Source organism: Chitinophaga rhizophila, assembly GCF_019492185.1.
Classification (GTDB): Bacteria; Bacteroidota; Bacteroidia; order Chitinophagales; family Chitinophagaceae; genus Chitinophaga; species Chitinophaga rhizophila.
In genome coordinates, this window is the sequence record NZ_JAICCF010000002.1 from 471446 (window position 1) to 495550 (window position 24105).

Below are 24105 nucleotides of genomic sequence, written 5' to 3' on the forward strand. Positions count from 1 at the left end.
GAAAATTAACTGTTGTTTCTTATCTTGTTATAAACGTCGATGCGATGATCAGATATCTGCTACTGCTGCTATTCCTACCTGCACTCGCTTTTTCCCAGCAGGACCATAAACTGGAAAAAGGGCTGCAGGAAATTATTACGGGCTTCCAGGGAGATGTAGGTATCTATGTCAGCAATCTTAAAACAGGGCGCTATGCTGCTATCAACGCCGACTCAGTATTTCCCACCGCCAGCATTATAAAGATCCCTATCCTTGTAGGTGTGTTTGATAAAATAGAGAAAGGAGAACTGCAATATCATCAACCATTGGTATATCGTGATTCTATCAAATACGGAGGCGCAGGTCTGATGCAGTTCTTTAAAGACAGCACAGTGACTGAACTAAGCGTACTCGTAGCATTGATGATGTCTTATAGCGATAATACCACTTCGCTCTGGAATCAGGCGCTTGCTGGCGGCGGACAGCGCATTAATGAGCTGATGCAGCAATACGGCCTACAGGTTACGCGGGTCAATTCCCGTACTCCCGGCAGAGAACAAATGCGTGAAGTTTATGGCTGGGGAATGACTACGCCTCGAGAGATGGCAGAATTGCTGGTAAAGATCAGGCAGGGAGCAATCATCAGTGAGAATGCCTCCTCCAGGATGTACCGGCTGATGACACACGGCTACTATGATGAGGGTGGCTTATCGCAGATCCCCCCTTATATACAGGCAGCACATAAATCCGGCTCAGTAGACGCTTCCCGCTCAGAAGTGATATTGGTCCATGCGCCACATGGGGAGTATGTGTTCTATGCCGGCACGAAAAACAACAAAGACCAACGCTGGACAAATGAAAATGAAGCAGAGCAACTTATCAGAAAGATTGCCGCTTATCTATGGGACTATTTCGAGCATCCTCAAAAGAAGAAAAAAAAGGCATAGTCTCCTTCCCTTCCGGAATACGGAGCTTATGCCTGTCAAAATATACTTTAAACGAAATTAGCACTCTGAATACTCAGAAGAGAATTTACCGTTGATAGCATACAGCTTATCAATCCTGATCTCTGTCTGATCTTCCATCTTCAGCCATTGCAGGCCATCCCGCTCGAATACGCTTTCTATAAAACCGTTGGCGCGGGTAACACCACTATCTTCATACAGTATGCCTACCTTCGTTTTGCTTTCAAAAAGCTCCATTACGTATGGATAAAAACTGCCGCCCGCCGGAATAGTTTCTCTCTTGTCCATGATGATCGTGTTTATAACACAAATTTACCCAATAACAATGGTATCCACGGCATAAGGGCATAAAAAATGCAACTTTCCGGCAGAATTATACAGCTAATTTCTTCTACTACGCCAGCACCTGAAAAGCCTGTTAGCTGGTAAGAATTAAGGATTAACCACTGATACTGCTTACCCGCATCCCCGAAGGGAATGCTACCCGGTTACTATCTTGCAACAAGGCCAGTTAGTCGGGACAGCTGGTAAGACATCGTCGCTAATCCTTAATTCTTACTACCTGTCTATCAAGGATAAAGCGCTTGCGCTGCCTGTTTATCCTTTGTAGACAGCACGGTTGCGCCGCTTCCACATTGACCACCATTCATCAGTGAAGATGCATCTGTACCGCCTACACCTGGAACGGCAATACCGCCCGATTCTCCGATAGCAGACCAGTTGGTATGTCTGAAAGAAACGTTATGGCCCATTTCATGACAGATAGTACGTGCACGTTGTGCAAAACTGTTACCTGCAATATAGGCTTTGTTGATACGGATAGTACCGCCTGCACGGCCGCCGGAAGGGAATGTACCTGATCCGCATACACCATTACCCAGATTGCTGTTAACAATAATTACGTCATAGGAAGAACCTGTTGCTATTGTCCAGTTGATGGAGCAGTTTGCCAGGGAGTTCCATTGTGCAATGGCTGAATTAATTTCTGAAGTCATAGACGTCATGGAGGCATCAATCTTCAGGCGGATGTTAGTTACATTAGAAGCTGACACCAGACTGCCGGTGTAAAACTGCTCTGTTTTTACCTTGCCCGCAGGTACCTGCATGTCTTTAGGGAAAACAATGTCGCCTTCAGCAATAAATTCATGCTGGTTTTCAACAACCTGGTTGTCGGGGAAGCCCAGGTCACGAATGTAAGCGCGCACCTTCTGTGCATTGTCAGATGTTGTCTGTGGCGTTTCGCCTGGTCCATCAGCTGATTTCTTACAGGCTGCAAGACTAATGGTCAACAGGATGACCATCGGAAAGAACATGTTTCTCATGTCGATCTTGATTTTGGTTAAGTAAAAGATTAGGGTTAGAAAAAAAGCAATTGTAATTACGCAGAACCTATCTCCATGCATGCTACATAGGATATTACAGGGAATATCACTCCCGTACTATTACGAGTCAGATCTTTGCTACAGCATTCATACAAAACTTCCGGTATAGTTTAGGCTCTCAAAATTATTCTGCGAAAAAGTGACTACGCTACGATTCAGACCAGGTTGACAGATTTTGGTTTTGACAATGATACAAAGATTTATTTACCCGGTAAAGTGGTTTAATTGCGGCAGTGTGAGGAGATCTCAGCAGAATTATTTAATAGTAACAGCCTAAACGTCACACTATCTATCCGGATCACCGGCCTGTTCATCTAAAATGAAATGTTAATATTTGCTGTATTCTTGCTTATCTTTTCGCCCTGTCTTAGCTTAGCCTGCAATGCGTAATTCTACCCTCTTACTGAAAACGATACTATTCTTTTTGTTACTGTTCTCCGGCATAGCTGCCGAGGCACAGTTGCGCGTATATGGAACAGTATATGACCGTTCAGGCCGTTTCGGTATGCCCTACGTCAGTGTAATAAGTTCTTCCGGAAACGGTACGGTTACCGATTCAGTTGGCCGCTATAGTATTAATATGGCACGCACTGACTCTATCAGCTTTTCTTATCAGGGTAAGGCTACCATGAGAATCCCGGTAAGTGAGATTCCACCTAACAGACCTTTCGATACCAAGATCCATGTAGACGTTACTACGCTGCCCACCGTCGTGGTTGAAGAGAAAATACGGTCTTACCAGGCAGATTCCATTGCCAACAGGCAGGAATACAGAAAGGTATTTGACTTCTCAACAGAATATATCAGCACCGGTAGTACGGTCGTAGGGCTGAATATAGATGCATTGCTCACTATGCGCAAAAACCGGCGGATGGAGAAGTTCAGGAATGAGCTGATGATGCTGGAGCAGGAGAAATACGAACAAAACTATATTGAGCAACGTTTTAACAGACCACTTGTTAAAAAGCTCACCGGACTGGAATCTCCTGATCTGGATGTATTTATGGAAAAATACCGGCCAGACTATCCCCTGCTGCTGAGTTTTGACAATGATTACGAATATTACCGGTACCTCAAAGATCTGAGTCGCTATTTCAAGGAAGATACCAGGCAAAAACGCAAAAACACTCCCTGACCTTTTTTTAATGTTACTACTCTGCCAGCCGTACATATATAACTGATAGTCCCTATATTTATATAGTAAATACAGGGACTCAAGATTAACTCTACAGATTATGAATTGGCTTAAGAATATACTGGCCAGATTGTACGCAGCCTACGCACTGATATTATTTATCTGCACTATGCTGATCATGCTGCTGCCTATGTGGCTGGTGTCGCGCCTTCCCTCTCCCAGGAATATACGTTACTTCATGGCGCTGGGCCGTGGCTGGATGCATGTGTATATGCCCCTGATTTTCTGTCCTGTACGACGGAAGGGAGTAGAACATTTTAAGGCTAAAGAACCTTACATTATTGTATGTAACCATAATTCCATGATGGATGTGCCGACTACCACTTATGCTATTCCTGGACCCAGCAAAAGCCTGGCTAAGAAGGAAATGGAGAATACGCCTATCTGGGGTATTATGTACAAAGTAGGCTCTGTATTGGTAAACAGGCATGACCCTGAAAGCAGGAAACAAAGCTTTCAGGAAATGAAGCAGGTACTCAGCGAAGGTATTCATATGCTCCTCTATCCGGAAGGCACCCGCAATAAAACAGATCAGCCACTGAAATCCTTCTATGATGGGGCATTTTCCCTGGCCATTGAAACACAACGGCCTATTCTGCCGGCTGTCATTTTCAATACGCGGAAAATCATGCCCCCCGGCAAAGTATTTTATGCCTTACCACATATAATAGACATTCATTTCCTTACACCCATCAGAACGGAAGGTTTAACTACTGATGATCTGGAGAAACTGAAGGAAAATGTCTACAATACCATGTGGCAGCATATAGCACAAAAACAGTAATAATACTGACAGATACAAAAAGAAAGCAGGCGCATATTATATGCGCCTGCTTTCTTTTTATCAATAATGCTACCCCGGTAGCTATAAATCATAGAACGTTCGCGATCGGTTAATCCTGAGATCACGCAGGATGCCGGATTTAGGACTGATAGTAATACTGAACTGACGATATGTTCCGATAGGCACCAGGTTGATAGACATCTGCCAGCAATGCAGGTCGCGGGAGATGTACATATTGGTATAAGCCAGTTTATTCTCTATAAAGTTATAACCACTGGTTACCCCTACTTTCCACTTTGGCGTCAGACTGAAATCACCGTTGAAAGCCAGGTACTGGGTGAATGTTTTCACTGTACCTCCGGAGTCAGGCAATACCGTGTTGGAGTAAGACAAACTATAAGAAAGGTCCAGTTTCCAGGGAATATCAAAGTCTACATATTCACCGGGGTTCCTTCTTACCTGTTCCAGTTGCCTTTGCTGGGCCTGGAAGGCGGCATCATTACTTTGTTCGTTCTCCAGTTCACTCAGTTGCTGCTGTTTATCCTTGCTCTTCTTGTCTGACGACTGGAAGGAGGTCTGCAGCGCAACAGTTGCACTGGTCAGTCTTCCCAAACTCAGTTTTCCCGTATTCCAGACATAGTTATCTACTCTTTTACCCCTGGCATTTACCTCATAAGGGTCAATATTACCACTGGCTGTAATGTTCAGTTTATCAAAGAGGTTGGTACGGGCATAGATCTGGAATGGCGATAATTTGAAACTGTCTGCCAGCATGTTATAAGACCCGTTGATACCAAAACCGTCCAGTAGTTTAATCTTCTTTTCTTTATTAGCCGAGGTATCCTTCTTAGAGAAGACCTTCATTTCGAGGTTGTTATCCAACTGGAACGAGATAGCCCCTGATCGTCCGTCTGTTGGCACGCCTACAGACGAGCTGGTGAAGAAAGATTGCCTTGTACTATCACCTGCACGATTGTACTGCAGGTAATAATAGGCATTTCTCGCGAGGTCAGGTGTGTAGCTGGCACTGATGGTAGGCCGCATTACGTGCCGGATAGCCTTTACTTTTGACGTCTTGCCGAACTGGTACATACCATAAACAGCTGTTGCCAATGAGATGCTGGCACTTGCCTGACGCGCTGCAAAGAAGCCTGATTGATAAGTCGTATCTATACCACCGAGGGAGTCAAGAGAAACACGTTTATTGGGTCTCCATTCCCTGATCGTCTTCTTTGTATACCAAAACTCTGAGTAACTCACGCCCGGAGATAGGGTAAAGTTGTTGAATACGGGTATAGAGAATGCGATAGGCAGGCTGTGTTTCACCCCTGACTGTAACGCGTCGAACATGGCCGCTTTACCAAACACCGAGTCTTTGAAAGTTACGCTGTTGTTCAGTGATCCGTTATAACCTATACCCAGTTTATGATACCACTTCGCTCTTCCGACCATTTCCTTTGGCTGGAATGGATAGATGGTATTCATGGTGAATGTTGCAGAAGGGAATGAGATACTCACATCCCTGGTGCTCAGGTTCTGGTTATGAGAAAGGCTGGAGGTAAAGTTAAAAGGCTTACCCTGCCAGGTTTTTGAAAAGTTAATGGAGGATGTCAGGTTATTATTAACACGGCTGGCGTAGTCATACAGGTTGAACGTATTAAACCTGGATGTACCGAAGCTTACGTTTGCGCCGAATGTAATACCAGGGCGCGCCTTACTGTCCATACTATGGTTCCAGTTAACACGGAAGTCGCGGGACCGGTTAAACTCACTCTTTACGGAAGGATCGCCCAGGCGGGTATTGGAAAAGCTCAGTGTCAGACCACCATTATAACGGTAACGTTTACGATAGGTCGGACTGGCTGTCAGCATCCAGCTACCATAAGAATAGATCTCACCGCGCAGGGTCATGTCAAAGTTTTCTCCAAGGCCCACATAGTAACCGCCATTCTGTAGCCCCATACCCTTCTGCGCATTTACGATGTAGCTCGGCACCAGGATACCTGATTGTTGTCCGTGTGTAATCGGGAATATAGCGAAAGGTATAAATAATGGCGTAGGCACCCCCTCGATTTCCAGGTTGGCAGGACCCGAGATAACCAGTTTGTCTGGAACTACCTTGATCTTTCTGGCATTGAACTGGAAGTGAGGCGTGTCCAGATTACAGGTCGTATATCCGTTTTTGTAACCGAAGATGCTGTTATCTGCTTCACGTTTCGTCTGCTTGCTCAATACGTAGCCCTCCCCATATTGTGAACGGGTGTTATAGATTTTGGCACGGTGTGTTGCAATATTCACCCTGAGCGTATCAGAATCAAACGCCTGGCCATTATCGTCCAGCTGCGGACGGCCATAGGCCTTGCCGGCAGTATCTGTAGCGGTAGTCGCTTCCATAACACCAGTAGCCTGATTGTAGTTCATACGCTCGGCATTAAGGGTGGTTTTCTGGTATTTGGTATTGGCTGTACCGTAAAAATAAAAGCGTTTATCAGGTACAAGTAACACGATAGAATCTTTCGCCTTATAAGTAATAGGCGCTTCTATACTATCTTTCGATACCTTCGGCACATACATAGTATCCGTTCCCGTCAGATCCGGCGATTCCGGCAAAGAATCCGGAAGTTCAGGCTGCAGGGATGGCACAGGTATATCCTTTACGGCTGGAATAACAGACGTATCTCCGGGGCGACGGGTTGTGTCGGTCGGTACGGTATCTGTGAAACTTTTGTTAAAACGTACTCCGGCATTTGGCGCGGGAGTTGCTACTGCGTTTATTATAAAAGGAATGACGATTAATATACCGGCAAAAGTCAGGTATATCTGTCGTAAAAACTTTTTATAATTATTTTTGTGATTCAGGTGCATGTGTTAAGCGGGCACAAACCTACAAGTTTTTAGACAAATTATTATCAATTGTAAAACGAAAATAAGTGCCAGGCAAACAAGCATCCAGTCATTTATTGAAAACAAAATACGAACGTCATTTGAAGGATCAAAGCGAGCACTGCGATCCGCACACAATTTAACACAATACTAACGCCCATTAAATTATATAAAAACTGAGTCATGCGCTGGAACCGATTTTGGATATTTCTCGGATGTGCCATCTTTCTGGGAACTATCCTACTTTATGCAACGAACCGACCGTCAAATGGTAAAAAGCAGAATCCTCCCCTCCGTACTATCATTATAGATCCGGGGCATAGCGCCCAGACGCCGGGAGCACGTGGTAAATACTCTACTGAAGAAGGAGTGGTACTGGATGTTGCATTGAAACTCGGGAAACTGATCGAGGAGAATATGAAAGACGTACGTGTAGTCTATACCCGTAAAACCAGGAACGCCCTTGGCGCTACCCTCCGTGCAGATCTGAACGAAAGAGCCATCATCGCCAACAGGGAAAAAGGGGATCTTTTCATCTCTATACACTGTAATTCAGCTGGTCCTACCCGCAGGGTGACCGGTTATAACACAGTATATGTTAAGAAAGGTAAGAAAAAAGTGCCCGTAAAAAGGGCTATCTACGCTACCTCTCCCAGTACAGCGAAAGGTACCGAAACCTATGTTTGGGCCACCGGAAAGAACAATGCCAAGACTGAATCGCTGAAAGAAAGCTCTGTAATCATGCTGGATGCCAACTCAGAAGATGCCAACTCGGTGTTGGATATGAGTGATCCTGAGACCTTTATATTATTAAACACGCTTCGCAACGCCTATTTCGACCACAGTTTACGCCTGTCTACCATGATCGAAGACGAATTTTCAAGTGTAGGCCGTATCAGCCGTGGTGCCCGTCAGCGTGATGAAAAAGGCATCTGGGTACTCCAAGCTACCGCCATGCCGAGCGTACTTGTTGAGCTGGGCTTTATCAGTAACCCGGAAGAGGAAGATTACCTGAACTCAGAGAAAGGCCAGCAGGAATCTGCCAGCTGTATCTTCAAAGCGATTAAAAAATACAAGGATGAACTGAGCCGGTACAGTGCCCCGGAAGATAGACCACAGGTAACCCCTGCCGGAGAATCCGGTGGATCGTCTCCGGTAAGCTACCGCTCCCCTAAATCCAGGAGTACTACTACTAAAAAACCTGCTATTGCAGCAGCCAAACCTAAGCCTGCTCCGAAGACTACCACCAGCAGCCGCCAGGCAGCGGCTCCCCGTAAGGAGGAAAAGGGAAATCCATATAAATATGATATCCAGCTGCTGGTAAGTGATAAAAAGTATACCCGGGATGCCGCTATCTTCAATAAACTCAGAGGCACTATCCGGAAGGAACAGGTGGTCATGAACAGCAAAAAGATCAATAAGTATAAATATATCTGGGGCAGTTTCCGTTCCCAGGCTGAAGTGAATGCTGCTTTGCGTCAGGCAAAGCAGCTGGGCTTCCGGAAAGCGGTATTGATGGGCCAGGGTAATCAGAAAGCATTGGCAGTGAATACCCCTGCTCCCGCTTCCTCCAATACGCATACCTCCCGCCAACCAGTATCCAGGGGTACACCGAAATATAATATTCAACTAGTAGTCACAGAGAAAAAATATACCCGTAGTGCCCCGGTTTTCAAAGATTTACGCGGTACCATCATCCGGGAGACCGTCGTGATCAACAAAAAGACACTCAATAAATATATATGGGTTGACTTCCAGACAGAGAAAGAAGCTAAAGTTGCCCTAAGTAAAGCTAAGAAAGCCGGATTCTGGAATGCCTACCTGATATCCGCCGAGAATAACACCGTTGCTACCCGATAAGCCCCTCCCCCTCCAGCTATACACCCACTGCTTAACCCGCCTCCCGATCTTCTTTAACAATATATACATTACTTTTTTTCGCGAAAAGCTGCATATTTGCCTGCCGTAGAATAAAACGGTATCAGATTTGGTGTGGACGCCAGCATCCGGATTGTGCTTGCCCGCAACCTTTTTTGATTATTTTTGTAGCAACGTATAACGTATTCTATGCTTAAAGTATCTAATGAAACCAAAGTAGGCGTTCTTGCAGCTATCGCAATAACACTGCTGATTTTGGGTTTTAATTTGTTAAAAGGTAAAAGCCTTTTTTCAACAAGTAAGAAAATCTACGCAGTATATACCCAGGTAAATGGACTCCAACCATCAGCTACTGTACAGGTAAACGGTCTGGTAGTAGGTAGCGTCTCAAACCTGGAAATTATGGATAAAAATGCTGGAAGAATCCTCGTGGAACTGAGAATCACCAAGAAAATCGATATCCCACAGAACTCCGTAGCACGCATCTCCAGCGACCTGTTAGGCACAAAAACAGTACAGATAGACTTCGGTAACGCCAATGTATATCTCCAGAGCGGCGACACTATCTACGCTGCTGTAGATGGCTCCATTACTGATGCACTCAAAGAACAACTCAACCCGCTCGTGAAAAAACTTGAAGGTACCCTGGGTTCCGTTGATTCAGTACTGACAACCGTCAACTCTATCTTCGACCCTGCTACCAAAGGTAATCTGCGTGATGCAATCGCACACCTCAATACCACCATGAGCAACTTTACCCGTACCTCTGCATCCCTCAATAACATGCTGGACCCTCAGCACGGAAATGTAAAGGCTACTTTTGATAACCTGGAGGCACTGACAGCAAATCTGAAAAACAATAACGATAAGATTACCGCTATACTGGGCAATGCTGAAAAGACTACGGCTGCCCTGGCAAACGGAGAACTGGATAAAACACTCGCAGAATTACACCAGCTGTCTACACGTCTCAATGAAACAATCGCTAAACTGAATAGCAGCGATGGTACCGTAGGACTGATGCTCAACGACAAAAAGGTGTATGACAATCTGCAAAATTCACTCGGCAATCTCAACAAACTGCTTGAAGATCTGCGCGTAAATCCTAAACGCTACGTGCACTTCTCCCTGTTTGGTAAGAAAGCTAAAGTACAGCCCATACCATCTGACACCGCAAAGGCACTATAATCTAAACAATGCAGCAACTAGCAAAATGCGGGCTTATCCTGGCCGGATTGTTTCTAGGATCTTTCCTGACAACCCGCGCCCAGGACACCACCTCCATACAGCGGGATACAACACAGGTTATACACATCATTCAGTCAGATAAACTGAATGTACTGACAAAAGAGAACGTCCAGCTGAACAGATTTATCGGTAATGCCATCTTCCGGCAGGGCAATACTCTATTCTATTGCGACAGCGCATTGATCAACCGGCAATCCAATGTACTGGATGCCTATGGTCATATCCATATTAATCAGGCCGATAGTATCCACATATACGGAGAATATCTTCATTATGAAGGGAATACCCGTATGGCTACCCTCCGTGATAATGCACGCCTGACTGACGGCAAGGTGACGCTTTCCGGGCCGGAACTGCAATATGATATGAATGCCCGTATCGGTACCTATGTCAAAGGTGGTAAACTAGTCAACGGCTCCAGCGTACTGACCAGCCAGGAAGGTTATTACTATGCGGATACCAAAGACGTTTACTTCAACAGAAACGTACTCCTGGTCGATCCGGAATATACCCTCACCACAGATACCTTATTATATAATACCGGTACCAGAATAGCCACCATCGTGGCACCTACTACTATCAACGATGGTAAAACCGTCATGTACGCTACCTCCGGAGAATATAATACAGACACCGGCGAAGGGAACTTTGACAGCAGACCCACCATCGAAGACAGCACAGCGACGATCACTGCCGACAGGATCACAATGGATAAACGTACCGGTCTGGCCTATGCCGTAGGCAACATGATCTACCGGGATACGGCCCAGAAAATGACCCTACTGTCTAACTACGGTACCGTGAACCAGATAGAAAAAACAATTCTGGCTACTCAACATCCGGTAATGATCATGGAACGGGAGAACGATACGCTTTTCCTGGCTGCTGACAGCCTTTTCTCCGGCGTGATCAAAAAAGATACTTTCACCGTAGCGCCTGTCAGAACAGCGGCCGATACCCTGACTGCCACTGACAGTGCTAATACAGCTAACTTCCCTCCATCCGAAGTAGCCATCAACCCGGACGCTGATACATCCGCCTTTGCGAAGAAGCTGCAGGATGCTACTATCACTGGAGATAGCGCCAGACTAATACCAGTAATGGTCGCTCCTCCTGATTCTGCTGGCGTAAAAATGAAGACAAACGCCCTCGCCAAATTAAACGATTCGGCTAAAACTCAGCCGAGGGTGGCAGATACCAGTAAGATCAGCAAACCACAAGGCGTGGTCATCGCAAAAGATTCCAGCAATAATTTGAAGGTAAATCTGATACCAGCCAGTGACACCGCTGCGCTTGCCAATGCAACACAGGCATTACCCGCGGATACCGGTACCAACGCCAAAGACACCAGCGAAATCCGGTTTATCAAAGCGTGGCATAACGTGCGTATCTATTCCGATTCGCTGCAAGGTGTTGCTGACAGTATATACTATTCCGGCAAAGATTCTATCTTCCGCTTCTACAGAAACCCTGTATTGTGGGCTAATGAAACACAGCTGAGCGGAGATACTATCTTCCTGTATACAAAGAATCAAAAGGCGGACAAACTCCTGTTAGACCAGAATGGTTTGCTGGTGAAAGAGTCCGGACCTAAAATGTATAACCAAATCAAAGGTAACCAGATCACCGGCTACTTCGCCGGACAGTCGCTTGACTGGATGCATGTGGATGGTAATGCGGAAAGCATTTACTATATCCAGGATGATGATAAAGCTTATGTCAGTGTCAACAGGACATTGAGCGGTGTTATTAACATCTACTTCAGACAGGGTGAACTGAATACTATTTCATTCATTAAAGATCCTGAAGGCACCATGTATCCGTTCACGCAACGTCCGCTGGATCAAATGGAGCTGGAGAACTTCCACTGGGACATCAGACGCAGACCAAAAAGTAAATATGAACTTTTCGGCACCGCAGGAGATGTTAAAAAGAGGGAGGAAGCTGAGGCACCTAAAAAGGATGAGGATGAATTTTAATTAGAAAGTTATTATCACCGATCTACACATTTTTATAGAATAGCCGTGCGGTAGTGATCATATTGATCAGCCGCACGGCTTTTTCTTTGTTACTGGCCCATTCACCCTGACAGCACGGATACCCTGTCTTCCGGGTAAACCATTGATTATCTGCCTTTTATCTTACATCGCTACCCGTCTGAAATTAACCGCTCTGCCTGCACAGACCAGCTGGCCACAAATGATTAGTACCGGTATGATGGCCGGCACCGGATTTACCATGTCGATCTTCATTGCTATACTGGCATACCCCTCTGTGGAGTCGCAGCGTATATCGAAGATGGCGCTCATGGTTGCCTGCTTATTAGCAGGAGTAACAGGATATCTGTATCTGAAAATGAAGAAGCAGCTCATTAATTGCTGTTCGCCGCGGCCGGGTAAGGGTCTGGTTCCTATATTATAAGGTTACTTATTCGTCATCATAAGGGCACTTCAATATCCCTGGGATATTGAAGTGCCCTTTAGGTATACTGATAGTGATGGAATAGAATAAGGTATTCAGCGACGCCAAAAGCTGGAATCCCAATGGGAAACGACATAATGAGGTAACAGCAGCTGGCGGGCATTTAACTGGTTTATAAAAGCTTGTGAAGAATCATTATTAGAGGTGAATATTTCTTAGCCATTAATTTGTAGTTCTTTATACAATAAAAGATAATAATCTATATCTTGGCACCGTTATTGCAAAGCAAAGCAATAATTTATGAAGCGTCTGTTCATAACCCTGCTACTTGGAGTGTGCACTCAGATAGTGAATGCACAAACAAAAGGTAATCCGCAATTAGGATTACGTCTGGGCTTACCTTTCGGTGGTACCGCACGTTATTTCTTTGATGAGGCGAACGCCGTCGAAGGTATTGCCGGCGTGTATGCTGGTACTTTTACCGTAACGGGCCTTTATGAGCGTCATTTTGATCTCTCACCACAAACAACCGAGGGATTAGGATGGTTTGTAGGAGGCGGTGCTCACCTGGGAAGCCGTAAAACGGATGGGAATATGAAATTTATAGCGGGCGTGGATGGCATTGGAGGTATGGATTACACCTTTCCTTCGTTGCCGCTGAACCTGAGTCTTGACTGGAAACCGGCTATTCACTTCAATACATCCTCTGATCTGACAGACTTTGCTGTATCTGTCAGGTATACCCTGGGAAGATAAAAGAAAGAAATACCTATTAACCAATTATTCTAAACAGTTATAAATATGAAACAAATTGTGTTATTATTTGGCCTGATCACAGTGATGGCAGTGACGGCGAATGCACAAAGAAGAAGCAGTTCAACAGATTTTGGCTATGAAACGGCCCTTGGTCTGAGAGTAAACCCATGGGTGATAGGCGCTACCGTAAAGCACTTTTTTGCTGCTCCGCACGCCATTGAAGGGCTGGTCACTACCAACGTAGGCAACAGAAGAAACGTTACCTTCACTGGCTTGTATGAATACCATATCGCTCCGTTCCCTAAACCGGAATTTCACCTGTATTTTGGTGGTGGTGCACACGTAGGTGTTTACGATCGCCGCGACTATGACTGGGATAACTATTACAGACATGGTGATGGTACTTATGTATCTGCAGGTCTGGACGGTATCGTTGGTCTGGAATATAAGTTTAAGAAAATTCCGTTGGTTGTCAGCGCTGACCTGAAACCTTACTTCAACTTCAATGGTGGTACTCACTTTGTAGGAGAAGAAATTGGTGGAGCTTCTGTAAGATATACTTTCTAAGCATCGACTGAAACAAAAAACAATATGCAGCGACCATGCCGTTTTACGGTATGGTCGTTTTTTTTTGCTTATATTTATAAGCTATGCCCCACGGCACATAAATAACCATGAAAATATTCACAGCGCAACAGATTCGTGAAGCGGATGCTTACACGATTGCTAACACCCCGATCAGCAGCCTGGATCTGATGGAAAAGGCAGCCATTGCCTGTACGGCGTGGATATGCCGCCATTACAATGAATATACACCTGTTTATATATTCTGTGGTATGGGCAATAACGGAGGGGACGGGCTCGCCATTACCCGTCTGTTGCGTAACAGAGGGTATGAGGCACATGCCTATGTTCTCCATCACAGTTCTACTGCTTCTGCAGATCATACGGCGAACCGTCAGGCGTTACAACAGCAATATCCCGGCGCTGTGCATGACATTGCAGAGAACGGACTACTGCCCCGGCCAGACGCGCATGCACTGATCGTAGATGCGATACTGGGAACGGGGCTGAGTCGCCCGGCAGAAGGATGGACAGCAAACATTATCCACCAGCTGAACGACCTGAAAGCAGAGCATGACATCGTTGCAATAGACATCCCTTCGGGTTTGCAGGCAGATGCTTCGTCTGTCAACACGCCCGTTATAAAGGCAGACCATACACTCAGTTTCGAGTTTTATAAACTGGCATTCCTCCTGCCTGAAAATGCAGCTGCGGTGGGGGAAATATGCATTCTTACAATAGATCTTTCACCGGAATATATTGCGCAAACTACTTCCCGGTTTAATATTACGGATATCCAGCAGGTACGGGGCATCTACCGGCCTCGTAAAGCATTCTCTCATAAGGGCACCTTCGGACATGCCCTGCTGATAGCCGGCAGCGAAGGCAAAACCGGCGCAGCCGTACTGAGTGCAAAGGCCTGTCTGCGTACAGGCGTTGGCCTTCTTACCTGCCATATACCCAAGTGCGGTTATGAGATCATCCAGATTGCAGCACCTGGCGCGATGTGTTTTATTGATGAACAGAAAGATCACAGTTCCAGCTTCCACAACCACGTAAGCACGCCGGAAGCAGCTGCCAGGTTCAAGACTATTGGTATAGGCCCGGGGCTGGGCACCGCGGCAGGTACCTGCTGGGCACTGGAAAAGTTGCTGGATCATTACCGGCAGCCGATGGTACTGGATGCAGACGCCCTGAATATCCTGAGCAGCAATCCCACGTTATTGAACAAAGTTCCCCATGGATCTATACTCACACCACATCCGAAGGAGTTTGAAAGACTGTTTGGCCGGACCGCCAACGATGTAGAGCGACTGCAGATATTATCCGGCAATGCCGTAAAAAGGCAACTGAATATCCTGCTTAAAGGCAGGTATACCGCCATGGCCTTTACGGATGGTTCTATCTGGTTTAACACGACCGGCAATCCGGGTATGGCCACCGGTGGCAGCGGCGATGTACTTACCGGCATACTCACTTCCCTCCTGGCGCAGGGTTATAATTCCAGAGACGCGATGCTGATGGGCGTCTATCTGCATGGACTCTCCGGCGACTATGCCGCAGCGGAACTTTCAGAAGAAGCCATGATAGCGGAAGACATTGTTGAGTTCCTTGGCAGGGGCTTTCAACACCTGCGTAAACCGCATACCTGTTAACCCCTTTTTTAGCCCTGTGACAGCGTCAAAACCCCATAATTGATAATCGATAAAAGGTTATATTTATAGAATTGTTAAAATCACGTATATGAAGATCGTTTACCTCGTTCCATGTTTTGGATTATTAGCCTTATTGTTTACTGCCATCCGAAGTGCCTGGGTATCCCGCCAGGACGCCGGCAATGAGAAAATGAAAGAAATCGCCCAATACATTGCAGAAGGCGCAATGGCATTTCTGAAAGCTGAGTACAAGATCCTTACCTATTTTGTGATTATAGCCGCTCTCCTGTTAGGCTATATGGGTGCCACAAACCACAACTCTGACTGGACTATTGCCCTGGCATTTATTATTGGTGCCGTATTCTCTGCTACCGCCGGTTTTATCGGTATGCGTATTGCCACCAAAGCAAACGTACGTACGGCACAGGCAGCGCGTACCAGCCTGTCTAATGCACTGAAGGTTTCCTTTACAGGCGGTTCTGTAATGGGGATGGGTGTAGCCGGACTCGCCGTATTAGGGCTTGGCGGATTATTCATTATCCTGCAGGCCTATTTCGGCGCAAATGCCAATACAGAAGAAATGATCAAGACCATTGAAGTACTGACAGGCTTCTCGCTGGGAGCAGAGAGCATTGCCCTGTTTGCACGTGTAGGTGGTGGTATATATACCAAAGCCGCCGATGTGGGTGCTGACCTGGTAGGTAAAGTGGAAGCCGGCATCCCGGAAGACGATCCGCGTAACCCCGCTACCATTGCCGATAACGTAGGCGATAACGTAGGAGACGTAGCTGGTATGGGCGCTGACCTTTTCGGTTCATATGTGGCCACCGTACTGGCTACCATGGTACTGGGCAGTGAAATTATCTCTAATGATAACTTCGGAGGTGTAGCACCTATCATTCTACCTATGCTGATTGCAGGCATCGGTATTGTATTCTCCATCATAGCTACCCTGTTTGTTAGAATTTCAGACAATGTAGGATTGAATACTTCTGTTGTACAGCGGGCACTGAATATGGGGAACTGGGGCTCTATCATTCTGTCTGCTATTGCGAGTGCAGCCCTGGTATACTATATTCTTCCGGCAGAAGCGATTTATCTGAAACGCGACTTTATAGCAGGTACCAGCGAACTGAAACCCGGTGCTAAAGCTATCACACAGAATGGCGTAGTAGGCGCTATTATCGTTGGTCTGGCAGTAGGTACGCTGATGAGTATCATTACAGAATACTACACAGCGATGGGCAAACGGCCCGTACTGTCTATTATCCGCCAATCGTCTACCGGTCATGCAACGAATGTGATTGCCGGTCTGGCGGTAGGTATGGAATCGACCTTATTACCGATTATTGTACTTGCAGCAGGTATCTATGGTTCATTCGCCTGTGCAGGCCTTTACGGAGTAGCGATTGCCGCAGCAGGTATGATGGCTACTACGGCGATGCAGCTGGCCATTGACGCTTTTGGTCCTATTGCAGATAATGCAGGCGGTATTGCAGAGATGAGTGAACTACCTAAAGAAGTGCGTGAAAAAACGGATATTCTGGATGCAGTAGGTAATACTACGGCAGCGACAGGTAAAGGTTTTGCAATCGCTTCAGCAGCGCTGACGGCACTGGCGCTGTTTGCTGCATTTGTAGGTGTAGCCAGGATCAGCGGTATTGATATATATCATGCAGATGTACTGGCAGGGCTGTTCATCGGCGCAATGATACCGTTTATATTCTCTTCCCTGGCTATCCGTGCGGTGGGTGAAGCAGCTATGAGTATGGTGGAGGAAGTACGCCGCCAGTTCAAGGAAATACCAGGTATTATGGAAGGTACCGGCAAGCCGGAATATGATAAATGTGTGGCCATCTCCACTCAGGCATCCATCAGAAAGATGATGCTGCCAGGTAGTATTGCCATCCTCTCTCCTATTATTGTGGGCTTCATATTCGGCCCGGAAGTATTAGGCGGTTTCCTGGCAGGAGCAACCGTAAGCGGTGTATTAATGGGGATGTTCCAGAACAATGCCGGCGGTGCATGGGATAATGCGAAGAAGTCTTTTGAGAAAGGTGTAGAGATCAAAGGTCAGGTGTACTATAAAAAGTCCGAGCCACATAAAGCTTCCGTAACAGGAGATACAGTGGGAGATCCGTTTAAGGATACTTCTGGTCCTTCTATGAACATCCTGATCAAGCTGATGTCTATTGTGTCATTGGTAATTGCGCCTACCCTGGCTGAGTTACATGGCACCGGTAAAGAAGTGGCAGCAAAGAAAGCTGTGAAGACGGAGCAGATTGTGAAGAAAGAAGTAATAGTGAAGCATTGAGCAGGAGGTAGCGACTACTGAGCGCGCAATTGTAGCCATAAAAATAATATGCCGGAGGGTACCAGGTAAGCACTGGTACCCTCTTTTTTTGAGGAGCAGTGATGCCTGTTGCACCAAATTTCCGGATGGATTGGACTTGTGTGTATTTCCGGCAATGGCGTATGCGCATAATGAAGACCTCCTTTATCAGGCAGGGGAAGCATCCTATAGCGGGGGAAGTAGCTGTTATTTGATCCTGGAGGGACTAACGCCGTACTTTTTCTTGAAAGAGACGCTGAAGTGTTGCAGGGAGGAGAAGCCGAGAGATTCGGCTATTTCGGACATAGAAGATTCCTGACGCAGTATGAGTTTTCTGGCGTACTCCATACGGTGGTCATTCAGGTATCCGAATACTGAGTTATCAAACAGCTGGCGGAAGCCATTTTTAAGTTTGAACTCATTGAGTCCGGCCATGCGGGAAAGCTCTGGTAAGGATGGTGGAGACTGTATATTTTTCATAAGCAGATCCCTGGCATAATAGAGCTTTTCGCGGTCTGCCGGCGATATTTGGGGGGTACTGGTTCTTAACTGTTCTACATTTTCATGTTGTTCGCATTGCAGTGCCAGTAGTTCGAGTACTTTGGACTGGAGGTACAACTTTTTGGTACCGCCTGTGAACTGGCACCTGCGTATCTCTTCCAATACCATCATCATGCGGGTGGTGATCGGGGGGTTCTGTTTACGGTTAAGATAAATGATTTTGTCACCGGCTACTTTGTCGGCCAACTGGTCCAGTACGCGGCCGTTATTTACCGCTAGTTCGAGAAACTTTTCTTTTGAGAAGCTGAGGGAGATCATCTCAAAATCACGTTGTTTTTCAACATCCGTGTTTTCTGCAATAGTGGGATTATAGAAAAGATTATGTTCCAGTGACTTATACCTGCGTTTGGCAAAGTTGCCGGGTTCCGGTCCCGGACCTGTATCAAACTGACCATTGAGCACGAACATGAGGGAGATGGTAGAAACGTGTTCGGTGGTGGTGATGTGGATGTTTTCATGGACATTGACACCTCCGATAGCGATATGATAGCCGTCAAAATACATTTCCCGGAAATCGCCCTGGGCAAAATCCAGGGTGATGGACTGGGCATCTTCTATCAGTGCAGCAGAACGCAGCTTTTCCAACGGAAATTCCTGTTGTTCATTATAGATTATTTCGCTGGCGTCATTTCTGATCTGGATGTCCATAAAAATCCTTTAAATATAAATCTTAATCCGTTTTATGTAACAGTTATCCGGAGAAACACCTACACTTTTGTACAAAAATATTCCATAAAGTTAATATTAATAATCATGGTGGTGGGAATATTCCGGACGAACATCAGTACACAACAGGATAAACATACAATTATAGAAGCCGTACATAATCAATTCATGATTAGCAGTTGCACCATTGATATAGAAGATTGCGACCGGGTGATGCGTGTATTACCGGGCACGTTACCGGTAACAGCACATGATGTTATTCATTTCGTACGTAGCCAGGGTTTCGACTGCGATCTGCTGGATTAAATTGTCCTGTTTAAAAAAATCTCTCAGTAGCTCTTAGGGGTAATCTTATCTCTCCCCGTCATATATGCGTAAACAAAAAATGTTATAGCCAGCTATCCGCTACTAAACACTACAAGCACCTTATATGAAGACGAGATTACTTATGCTGCTGGGCATTTGCCTGCTGCTTATGCAGGTAACCTATGCACAACAACGATACACAATAAGTGGTTATATCAAAGACCAGCAGAACGGTGAAAGCCTTATCGGCATCTCCGTATCAAAGGCAGGTACTGGCCTCGGTACAGTGACCAATGAGTATGGGTTTTATTCTTTAACCCTGCCTGCGGGCGACCATGAGATACAGTTCTCTTACATTGGTTATGCCCCTGTTAAAATGAACATTTCCCTGAATGCTAATAAGAACCTGGACGTTAAGCTGGAGAAGTCGAGCAGTCAGCTGAGTACAGTGACTGTTACCGGCAATAAGCAGGAGAAGGCGATCAACACGCTCAGTACAAGTCTGAACAGGCTGGATATTGCGCAGATGAAGAAGATGCCCACTTTTATGGGAGAGGTGGATGTGCTTCGTTCTATCCAGACATTGCCGGGAGTAAATACGGTGGGTGAAGGAGCCAATGGTTTCAATGTGCGGGGTGGTGCAGCGGATGAGAACCTGATATTGCTGGATGAAGCGCCTGTGTATAACTCGACGCACATGCTGGGATTTTTCTCAGTATTTAATCCTGACGCGGTGAAAAGTGTGAATCTCATTAAAGGCGGTTTTCCGGCTGAATACGGCGGTCGCACTTCTTCCGTGCTGGATATACGCATGAAGGACGGAAACAACCAGAAATTCAATGTAAATGGCGGTATCAGCAATGTATTCAGCCGGTTGTCGCTCGAAGGGCCTATCAAGAAGGATGAATCATCTTTTATACTGGCGGCACGCCGTTCTTATATTGATGTGCTGATGAAGCCTTTTCTGAAAGGAGACATGAAAGATACCAAGCTGAATTTTTATGATGTAACAGGTAAGGTCAACTTCAAATTGAACAAGAACAACACGCTTTTTGCCAGTGGTTATCTGGGACGTGACGTATTCGGATTTGGCACGCAGGTGAATATGAACTGGGGGAATAAGACAGCAACGGTGCGCTGGAATCATGTGTTTACCAACAAAACATTCATGAACCTGACTACCTTTTATAGCAACTATGATTATAGTCTGGACTTCAACAATGAAAGCGACAAAGGTGCCAGTGAGGCTACACAGAAATATAAATGGACATCCAACATTATCAACTATGGTGTAAAACCGGCTTTCACGTTCTACATCAATACACAGAATAGCGTGCACTTTGGTCTGCAGGGCATATACTACACCTTTAAACCAGGTACGGGTACAGGTGTGGAAGGAGATGAGACCAGTATAAAGCAACTGACGCAGCAGCATGGGCTGGAAGCTGCGGCTTACCTGGATCATGAGTGGAAACCTAGTCCGAAGTTCGGTGTACAGTATGGCGTTCGTTTATCTTCCTATCAATACCTGGGTAAAGGAACCGCCTATTACTACAATGATACTACACCAGGTATCCGCAAAACACTGGCAGGAACCAGGGAGTATGGCGCTAACGAGTTAATCAAGGCATATAGCTACCTGGAACCGAGAATTACCGCACGGTATAATGTAGCGACCAATCATGCACTGAAAGCGTCTTATGCACGTACGACGCAGTTCATGCATCAGTTGTCCAATACAGCTTCCCCTACCCCGCTGGACATCTGGACGCCGAGCACCAACAATATTAAGCCGCAGGTAGCAGATCAGTATACTGTCGGGTATGTATATGATGCACCATCTGACGCTTTTGAATTATCTGCTGAAGCTTTCTATAAGAACATGGAAAACCAGCTGGATTACATTGATAATGCAAGCCTGCAACTGAATCAGCAGATAGAGGCAGACCTGCTGCAATCGCACAGCCGTTCATATGGTCTGGAACTGATGGCAAAGAAGGAAGTGGGGAAAACAACAGGATGGGTTAGTTATACCTTATCCCGTTCAGAAAGGCAGACGAATGGCATCAGCAAAAACGAGTGGTTCCTGAACCGTTACGATCGTACACATAACGTGAATGTAGTTGTTACACGTGAATTGTCTAAACGCACCTCTCTTTCCGCCAACTGGGTATATGCGTCGGGCACACCGGCTACTTTTGCAGACAGCCGCCTGGAGTTCCAGGACTGGGATATTCCTTACAACAGTACAGACAAACGGAATAATTACAGGCTACCTTCTTTCCACCGCCTGGATATGTCGCTGACAGTGAAAGGAAAGCAACTGCGCCGCTGGAAGGGAGAATGGGTATTCTCGTTGTATAATGTGTATGGACGCAGAAATGCTTATACCATCTACTTCAGACAGAACGACGATGATCCGTCCAAAAAAGAGGCAGTGCGTCTTTCTATCATCGGTTCTATCATCCCTGGCATTACCTATAACTTCAAATTCTAACATCCTTTAAAACACGATACAGATGAAAAAGATCAGACTGAGCATATTAGTAGCGATAGCAGCTGCGTTTACTGCCTGCGAGGATGTAGTAGACCTGGACATACAAAAAGGTACATCTTTTCCGGTACTGGATGCCTGGATTACTACAGAGCCGGGAATACAGAAGATCAGATTTACAAAATCACTCCCGTATACAGATCAGACACCGGCACCAGTAATAGGTGACGCAGTGATCACCCTTTTTGATGAAACAGCCAGGAAGTCATATCCTTTCATTTTCAAGGATGGTACTTATACCTACGACCCGGGGGATAACCAGACAATCGGCGTAGTCGGTCATGCTTATCGTCTAAGAGTAGAATATAATACAGAAGTCTTTGAAGCCATCGATACTATCAAGCGTATCACACCGATTGACTCCATCTCTTATGAGTGGCAGACGAAAGACGAGAATTTTGTTTCAGAAGATGGCTATGTGGCTAAGTTTCACGCCAAAGATATCGCAGGCGGCGTTGACTACTACTGGATGCGTTCTTACAGGAATGATCTGCAGCATAAGGTAGGAGATGCGTTTTCAGTGGACGGGTATTTTGACCAGAGCGTAAAGGACGGTTCAGCTTTTATTTTGCCTATCCAGGAGGCCGTGACGGACTTTGACAAGCCTTTCCAGAAAGGTGAGAAAGTGGTTGTAAAGCTACGGTCAGTGACTTACCAGAGTCATTTCTTCCTGACGCAGGTGCAGGCGCAGATCAATGCCGGCGGACTTTTTGCCAAGGTACTGGAAAATGTTAAATGTAACGCCCTGAATGTAACTCCGGGGGGCGGCCAATCTAAGATCCTGGGTTGGTTTGGCGTATCCGCAGTCAGCAGTATGGAACGGGTAATAGAATAAATCTCTCACTAGCAATAGCCGGCCGGGAAATAGGTGTACCGGCCGGTACATTTTACACAAATTTTAAGTCAACTTTTATGAAAAAGATTTTATCAGCGCTGCTGGTGCTTGTAGCACAGCAGGCCTGGGCGCAGCATGCCGATACCGAAACATTATTTTCTTCCAAAAAAGGTAAGACAACAATAGGCGCTTATGGTGTCCCTGCTGCCAAATTTACACCCATTGATGGTAACTTTGGGGTGTTGACAGGCGGATATGGAGGAGTACTGCTGAACAAAAAAATCATGCTTGGAGCAGGTGCATATACCTTGGTAAATAACGTGGAAATGCCAGTATTGAATACAGGAGGTAACCGCGAATATGTTAACCTGTGGTATACAGGTTTTGTAGCAGAATATATTCATAATTCTGACAAGCTGGTACATTGGACAGCAGGTACTTTATTAGGAGGTGGAGGCGTAGGCCGCAGAGAAAGATGGGGAAATAACGACTGGGATGATCATGGTGGCGTAATGGACGCCAGCGGCTTCTTTGTAGCAGAACCATTTGCTAACATTGAAGTGAATATTACCAAATTCCTGCGGCTGGATATTGGTGCATCCTATCGCTTTATTACGGGCTCCAGTACAACAGGTATCACTGATAGTAAATTAAGTGGGCCATCCGTACATGTCGGGTTGAAAGCTGGTAAATTTTAAAGCAGCTTCCCAATAATTGCTGTTTTCTAGCAGGCATTGTTGTTCGTCGGGCTGAACGATTTCACGCAGGCGAACAAAATGCCTGTTTTGATGCAAGCGGGTGTGATAAGTCTTGCGGTCGCAATTGAACGACTTGGCTGGTAGGCTTATAGATCAGGCTCCGCACATTATTATAACGCAGGCTCTATATCTGTAATCTGCATAGCGACTGTCAGGTAATTTACTGTTTAGGTTGTGAGGACGGTTACCGGGAGCTGGTTAGAACGGAGGCCTATTATCTGTAATTTGAAATGCGGTTGCCGGGTTGCTTGCTTATTCAAGATTGTATGGACAATTGCAGGACTTGAAAATTTGGTTTACTACCAGTACTCAGTAAAGAAAGGCTCTAAGGCATTGACTTATTATTTTATATAGCCGCCGCTTGAACCTACTGGTAGACATTT

The 24105-nt window shown here is 45.9% G+C and carries 19 protein-coding genes; 15 read left to right on the forward strand and 4 right to left on the reverse strand.

The window, feature by feature from the left end:
• Window positions 1–44: 44 nt before the first annotated feature.
• Window positions 45–926 carry a serine hydrolase gene (locus K1Y79_RS10775; RefSeq protein WP_220250024.1) on the forward strand — a complete coding sequence of 294 codons (882 nt, stop codon included), beginning with the start codon at window positions 45–47 and terminating at the stop codon, window positions 924–926.
• A gap of 57 nt (window positions 927–983) precedes the next feature.
• On the opposite strand, the gene K1Y79_RS10780 is transcribed toward K1Y79_RS10775, so the two are convergent.
• A complete protein-coding gene (locus tag K1Y79_RS10780) occupies window positions 984–1232 on the reverse strand; it encodes a hypothetical protein (protein ID WP_220250025.1) in 249 nt (82 codons plus the stop codon).
• A 281-nt stretch (window positions 1233–1513) separates the two neighbouring features.
• Window positions 1514–2266 (reverse strand): M57 family metalloprotease, encoded by a 753-nt coding sequence (locus K1Y79_RS10785; protein WP_220250026.1) that lies wholly within the window; start codon window positions 2264–2266, stop codon window positions 1514–1516.
• 442 nt (window positions 2267–2708) lie between these two features.
• On the opposite strand from K1Y79_RS10785, the gene K1Y79_RS10790 reads away from it, so the two are divergent.
• Both K1Y79_RS10790 and K1Y79_RS10795 read left to right on the forward strand, forming a co-directional pair.
• Window positions 2709–3461, forward strand: coding sequence for a carboxypeptidase-like regulatory domain-containing protein (locus tag K1Y79_RS10790; RefSeq protein WP_220250027.1), 753 nt, complete (start codon window positions 2709–2711; stop codon window positions 3459–3461).
• A 100-nt stretch (window positions 3462–3561) separates the two neighbouring features.
• Window positions 3562–4305: a lysophospholipid acyltransferase family protein gene (locus K1Y79_RS10795; protein ID WP_220250028.1), complete on the forward strand. Its 744-nt coding sequence runs from the start codon at window positions 3562–3564 to the stop codon at window positions 4303–4305.
• Between the two features lie 81 nt (window positions 4306–4386).
• Here K1Y79_RS10795 and K1Y79_RS10800 read toward each other — a convergent pair whose 3' ends face one another.
• Window positions 4387–7170 (reverse strand): putative LPS assembly protein LptD, encoded by a 2784-nt coding sequence (locus K1Y79_RS10800; RefSeq protein ID WP_220250029.1) that lies wholly within the window; start codon window positions 7168–7170, stop codon window positions 4387–4389.
• Window positions 7171–7371: 201 nt separating this feature from the next.
• On the opposite strand from K1Y79_RS10800, the gene K1Y79_RS10805 reads away from it, so the two are divergent.
• The 8 genes from K1Y79_RS10805 to K1Y79_RS10840 all read left to right on the forward strand — a co-directional run bounded on the left by K1Y79_RS10805 (window position 7372) and on the right by K1Y79_RS10840 (window position 18024).
• Complete coding sequence (locus tag K1Y79_RS10805; protein WP_220250030.1) at window positions 7372–9048, forward strand: N-acetylmuramoyl-L-alanine amidase family protein; 1677 nt, start codon at window positions 7372–7374, stop codon at window positions 9046–9048.
• Between the two features lie 207 nt (window positions 9049–9255).
• Window positions 9256–10254, forward strand: a complete 999-nt coding sequence (locus tag K1Y79_RS10810; RefSeq protein WP_220250031.1) for an MlaD family protein — start codon at window positions 9256–9258, stop codon at window positions 10252–10254.
• Between the two features lie 8 nt (window positions 10255–10262).
• Complete coding sequence (locus K1Y79_RS10815; RefSeq protein ID WP_220250032.1) at window positions 10263–12293, forward strand: OstA-like protein; 2031 nt, start codon at window positions 10263–10265, stop codon at window positions 12291–12293.
• A gap of 142 nt (window positions 12294–12435) precedes the next feature.
• Window positions 12436–12735 (forward strand): Na+/H+ antiporter NhaA, encoded by a 300-nt coding sequence (locus K1Y79_RS29530; protein WP_394370765.1) that lies wholly within the window; start codon window positions 12436–12438, stop codon window positions 12733–12735.
• Between the two features lie 300 nt (window positions 12736–13035).
• The gene (locus tag K1Y79_RS10825) at window positions 13036–13491 is read left to right on the forward strand and encodes a hypothetical protein (RefSeq protein ID WP_220250033.1); all 456 of its coding nucleotides are present in this window, start codon (window positions 13036–13038) and stop codon (window positions 13489–13491) included.
• Window positions 13492–13536: 45 nt separating this feature from the next.
• Window positions 13537–14058 carry a hypothetical protein gene (locus K1Y79_RS10830; RefSeq protein ID WP_220250034.1) on the forward strand — a complete coding sequence of 174 codons (522 nt, stop codon included), beginning with the start codon at window positions 13537–13539 and terminating at the stop codon, window positions 14056–14058.
• A 107-nt stretch (window positions 14059–14165) separates the two neighbouring features.
• Window positions 14166–15710: an NAD(P)H-hydrate dehydratase gene (locus K1Y79_RS10835; RefSeq protein ID WP_220250035.1), complete on the forward strand. Its 1545-nt coding sequence runs from the start codon at window positions 14166–14168 to the stop codon at window positions 15708–15710.
• A gap of 88 nt (window positions 15711–15798) precedes the next feature.
• Entirely contained in the window at window positions 15799–18024 is a 2226-nt protein-coding gene (locus K1Y79_RS10840; RefSeq protein WP_220250036.1) for a sodium-translocating pyrophosphatase, read from the forward strand.
• Between the two features lie 225 nt (window positions 18025–18249).
• On the opposite strand, the gene K1Y79_RS10845 is transcribed toward K1Y79_RS10840, so the two are convergent.
• Window positions 18250–19251, reverse strand: a complete 1002-nt coding sequence (locus K1Y79_RS10845; protein WP_220250037.1) for a helix-turn-helix transcriptional regulator — start codon at window positions 19249–19251, stop codon at window positions 18250–18252.
• 105 nt (window positions 19252–19356) lie between these two features.
• Here K1Y79_RS10845 and K1Y79_RS10850 point away from each other — a divergent pair, with 105 nt between their 5' ends.
• From K1Y79_RS10850 to K1Y79_RS10865, 4 genes are all read left to right on the forward strand, one after another.
• Window positions 19357–19575, forward strand: coding sequence for a hypothetical protein (locus K1Y79_RS10850; RefSeq protein WP_220250038.1), 219 nt, complete (start codon window positions 19357–19359; stop codon window positions 19573–19575).
• A gap of 124 nt (window positions 19576–19699) precedes the next feature.
• The gene (locus K1Y79_RS10855) at window positions 19700–22072 is read left to right on the forward strand and encodes a TonB-dependent receptor (RefSeq protein ID WP_220250039.1); all 2373 of its coding nucleotides are present in this window, start codon (window positions 19700–19702) and stop codon (window positions 22070–22072) included.
• Window positions 22073–22094: 22 nt separating this feature from the next.
• On the forward strand, window positions 22095–22964 hold the full coding sequence (locus tag K1Y79_RS10860; protein WP_220250040.1) for a DUF4249 domain-containing protein: 870 nt from the start codon (window positions 22095–22097) through the stop codon (window positions 22962–22964).
• Window positions 22965–23041: 77 nt separating this feature from the next.
• The gene (locus K1Y79_RS10865; RefSeq protein ID WP_220250041.1) at window positions 23042–23662 is read left to right on the forward strand and encodes a hypothetical protein; all 621 of its coding nucleotides are present in this window, start codon (window positions 23042–23044) and stop codon (window positions 23660–23662) included.
• Window positions 23663–24105: the final 443 nt, after the last annotated feature.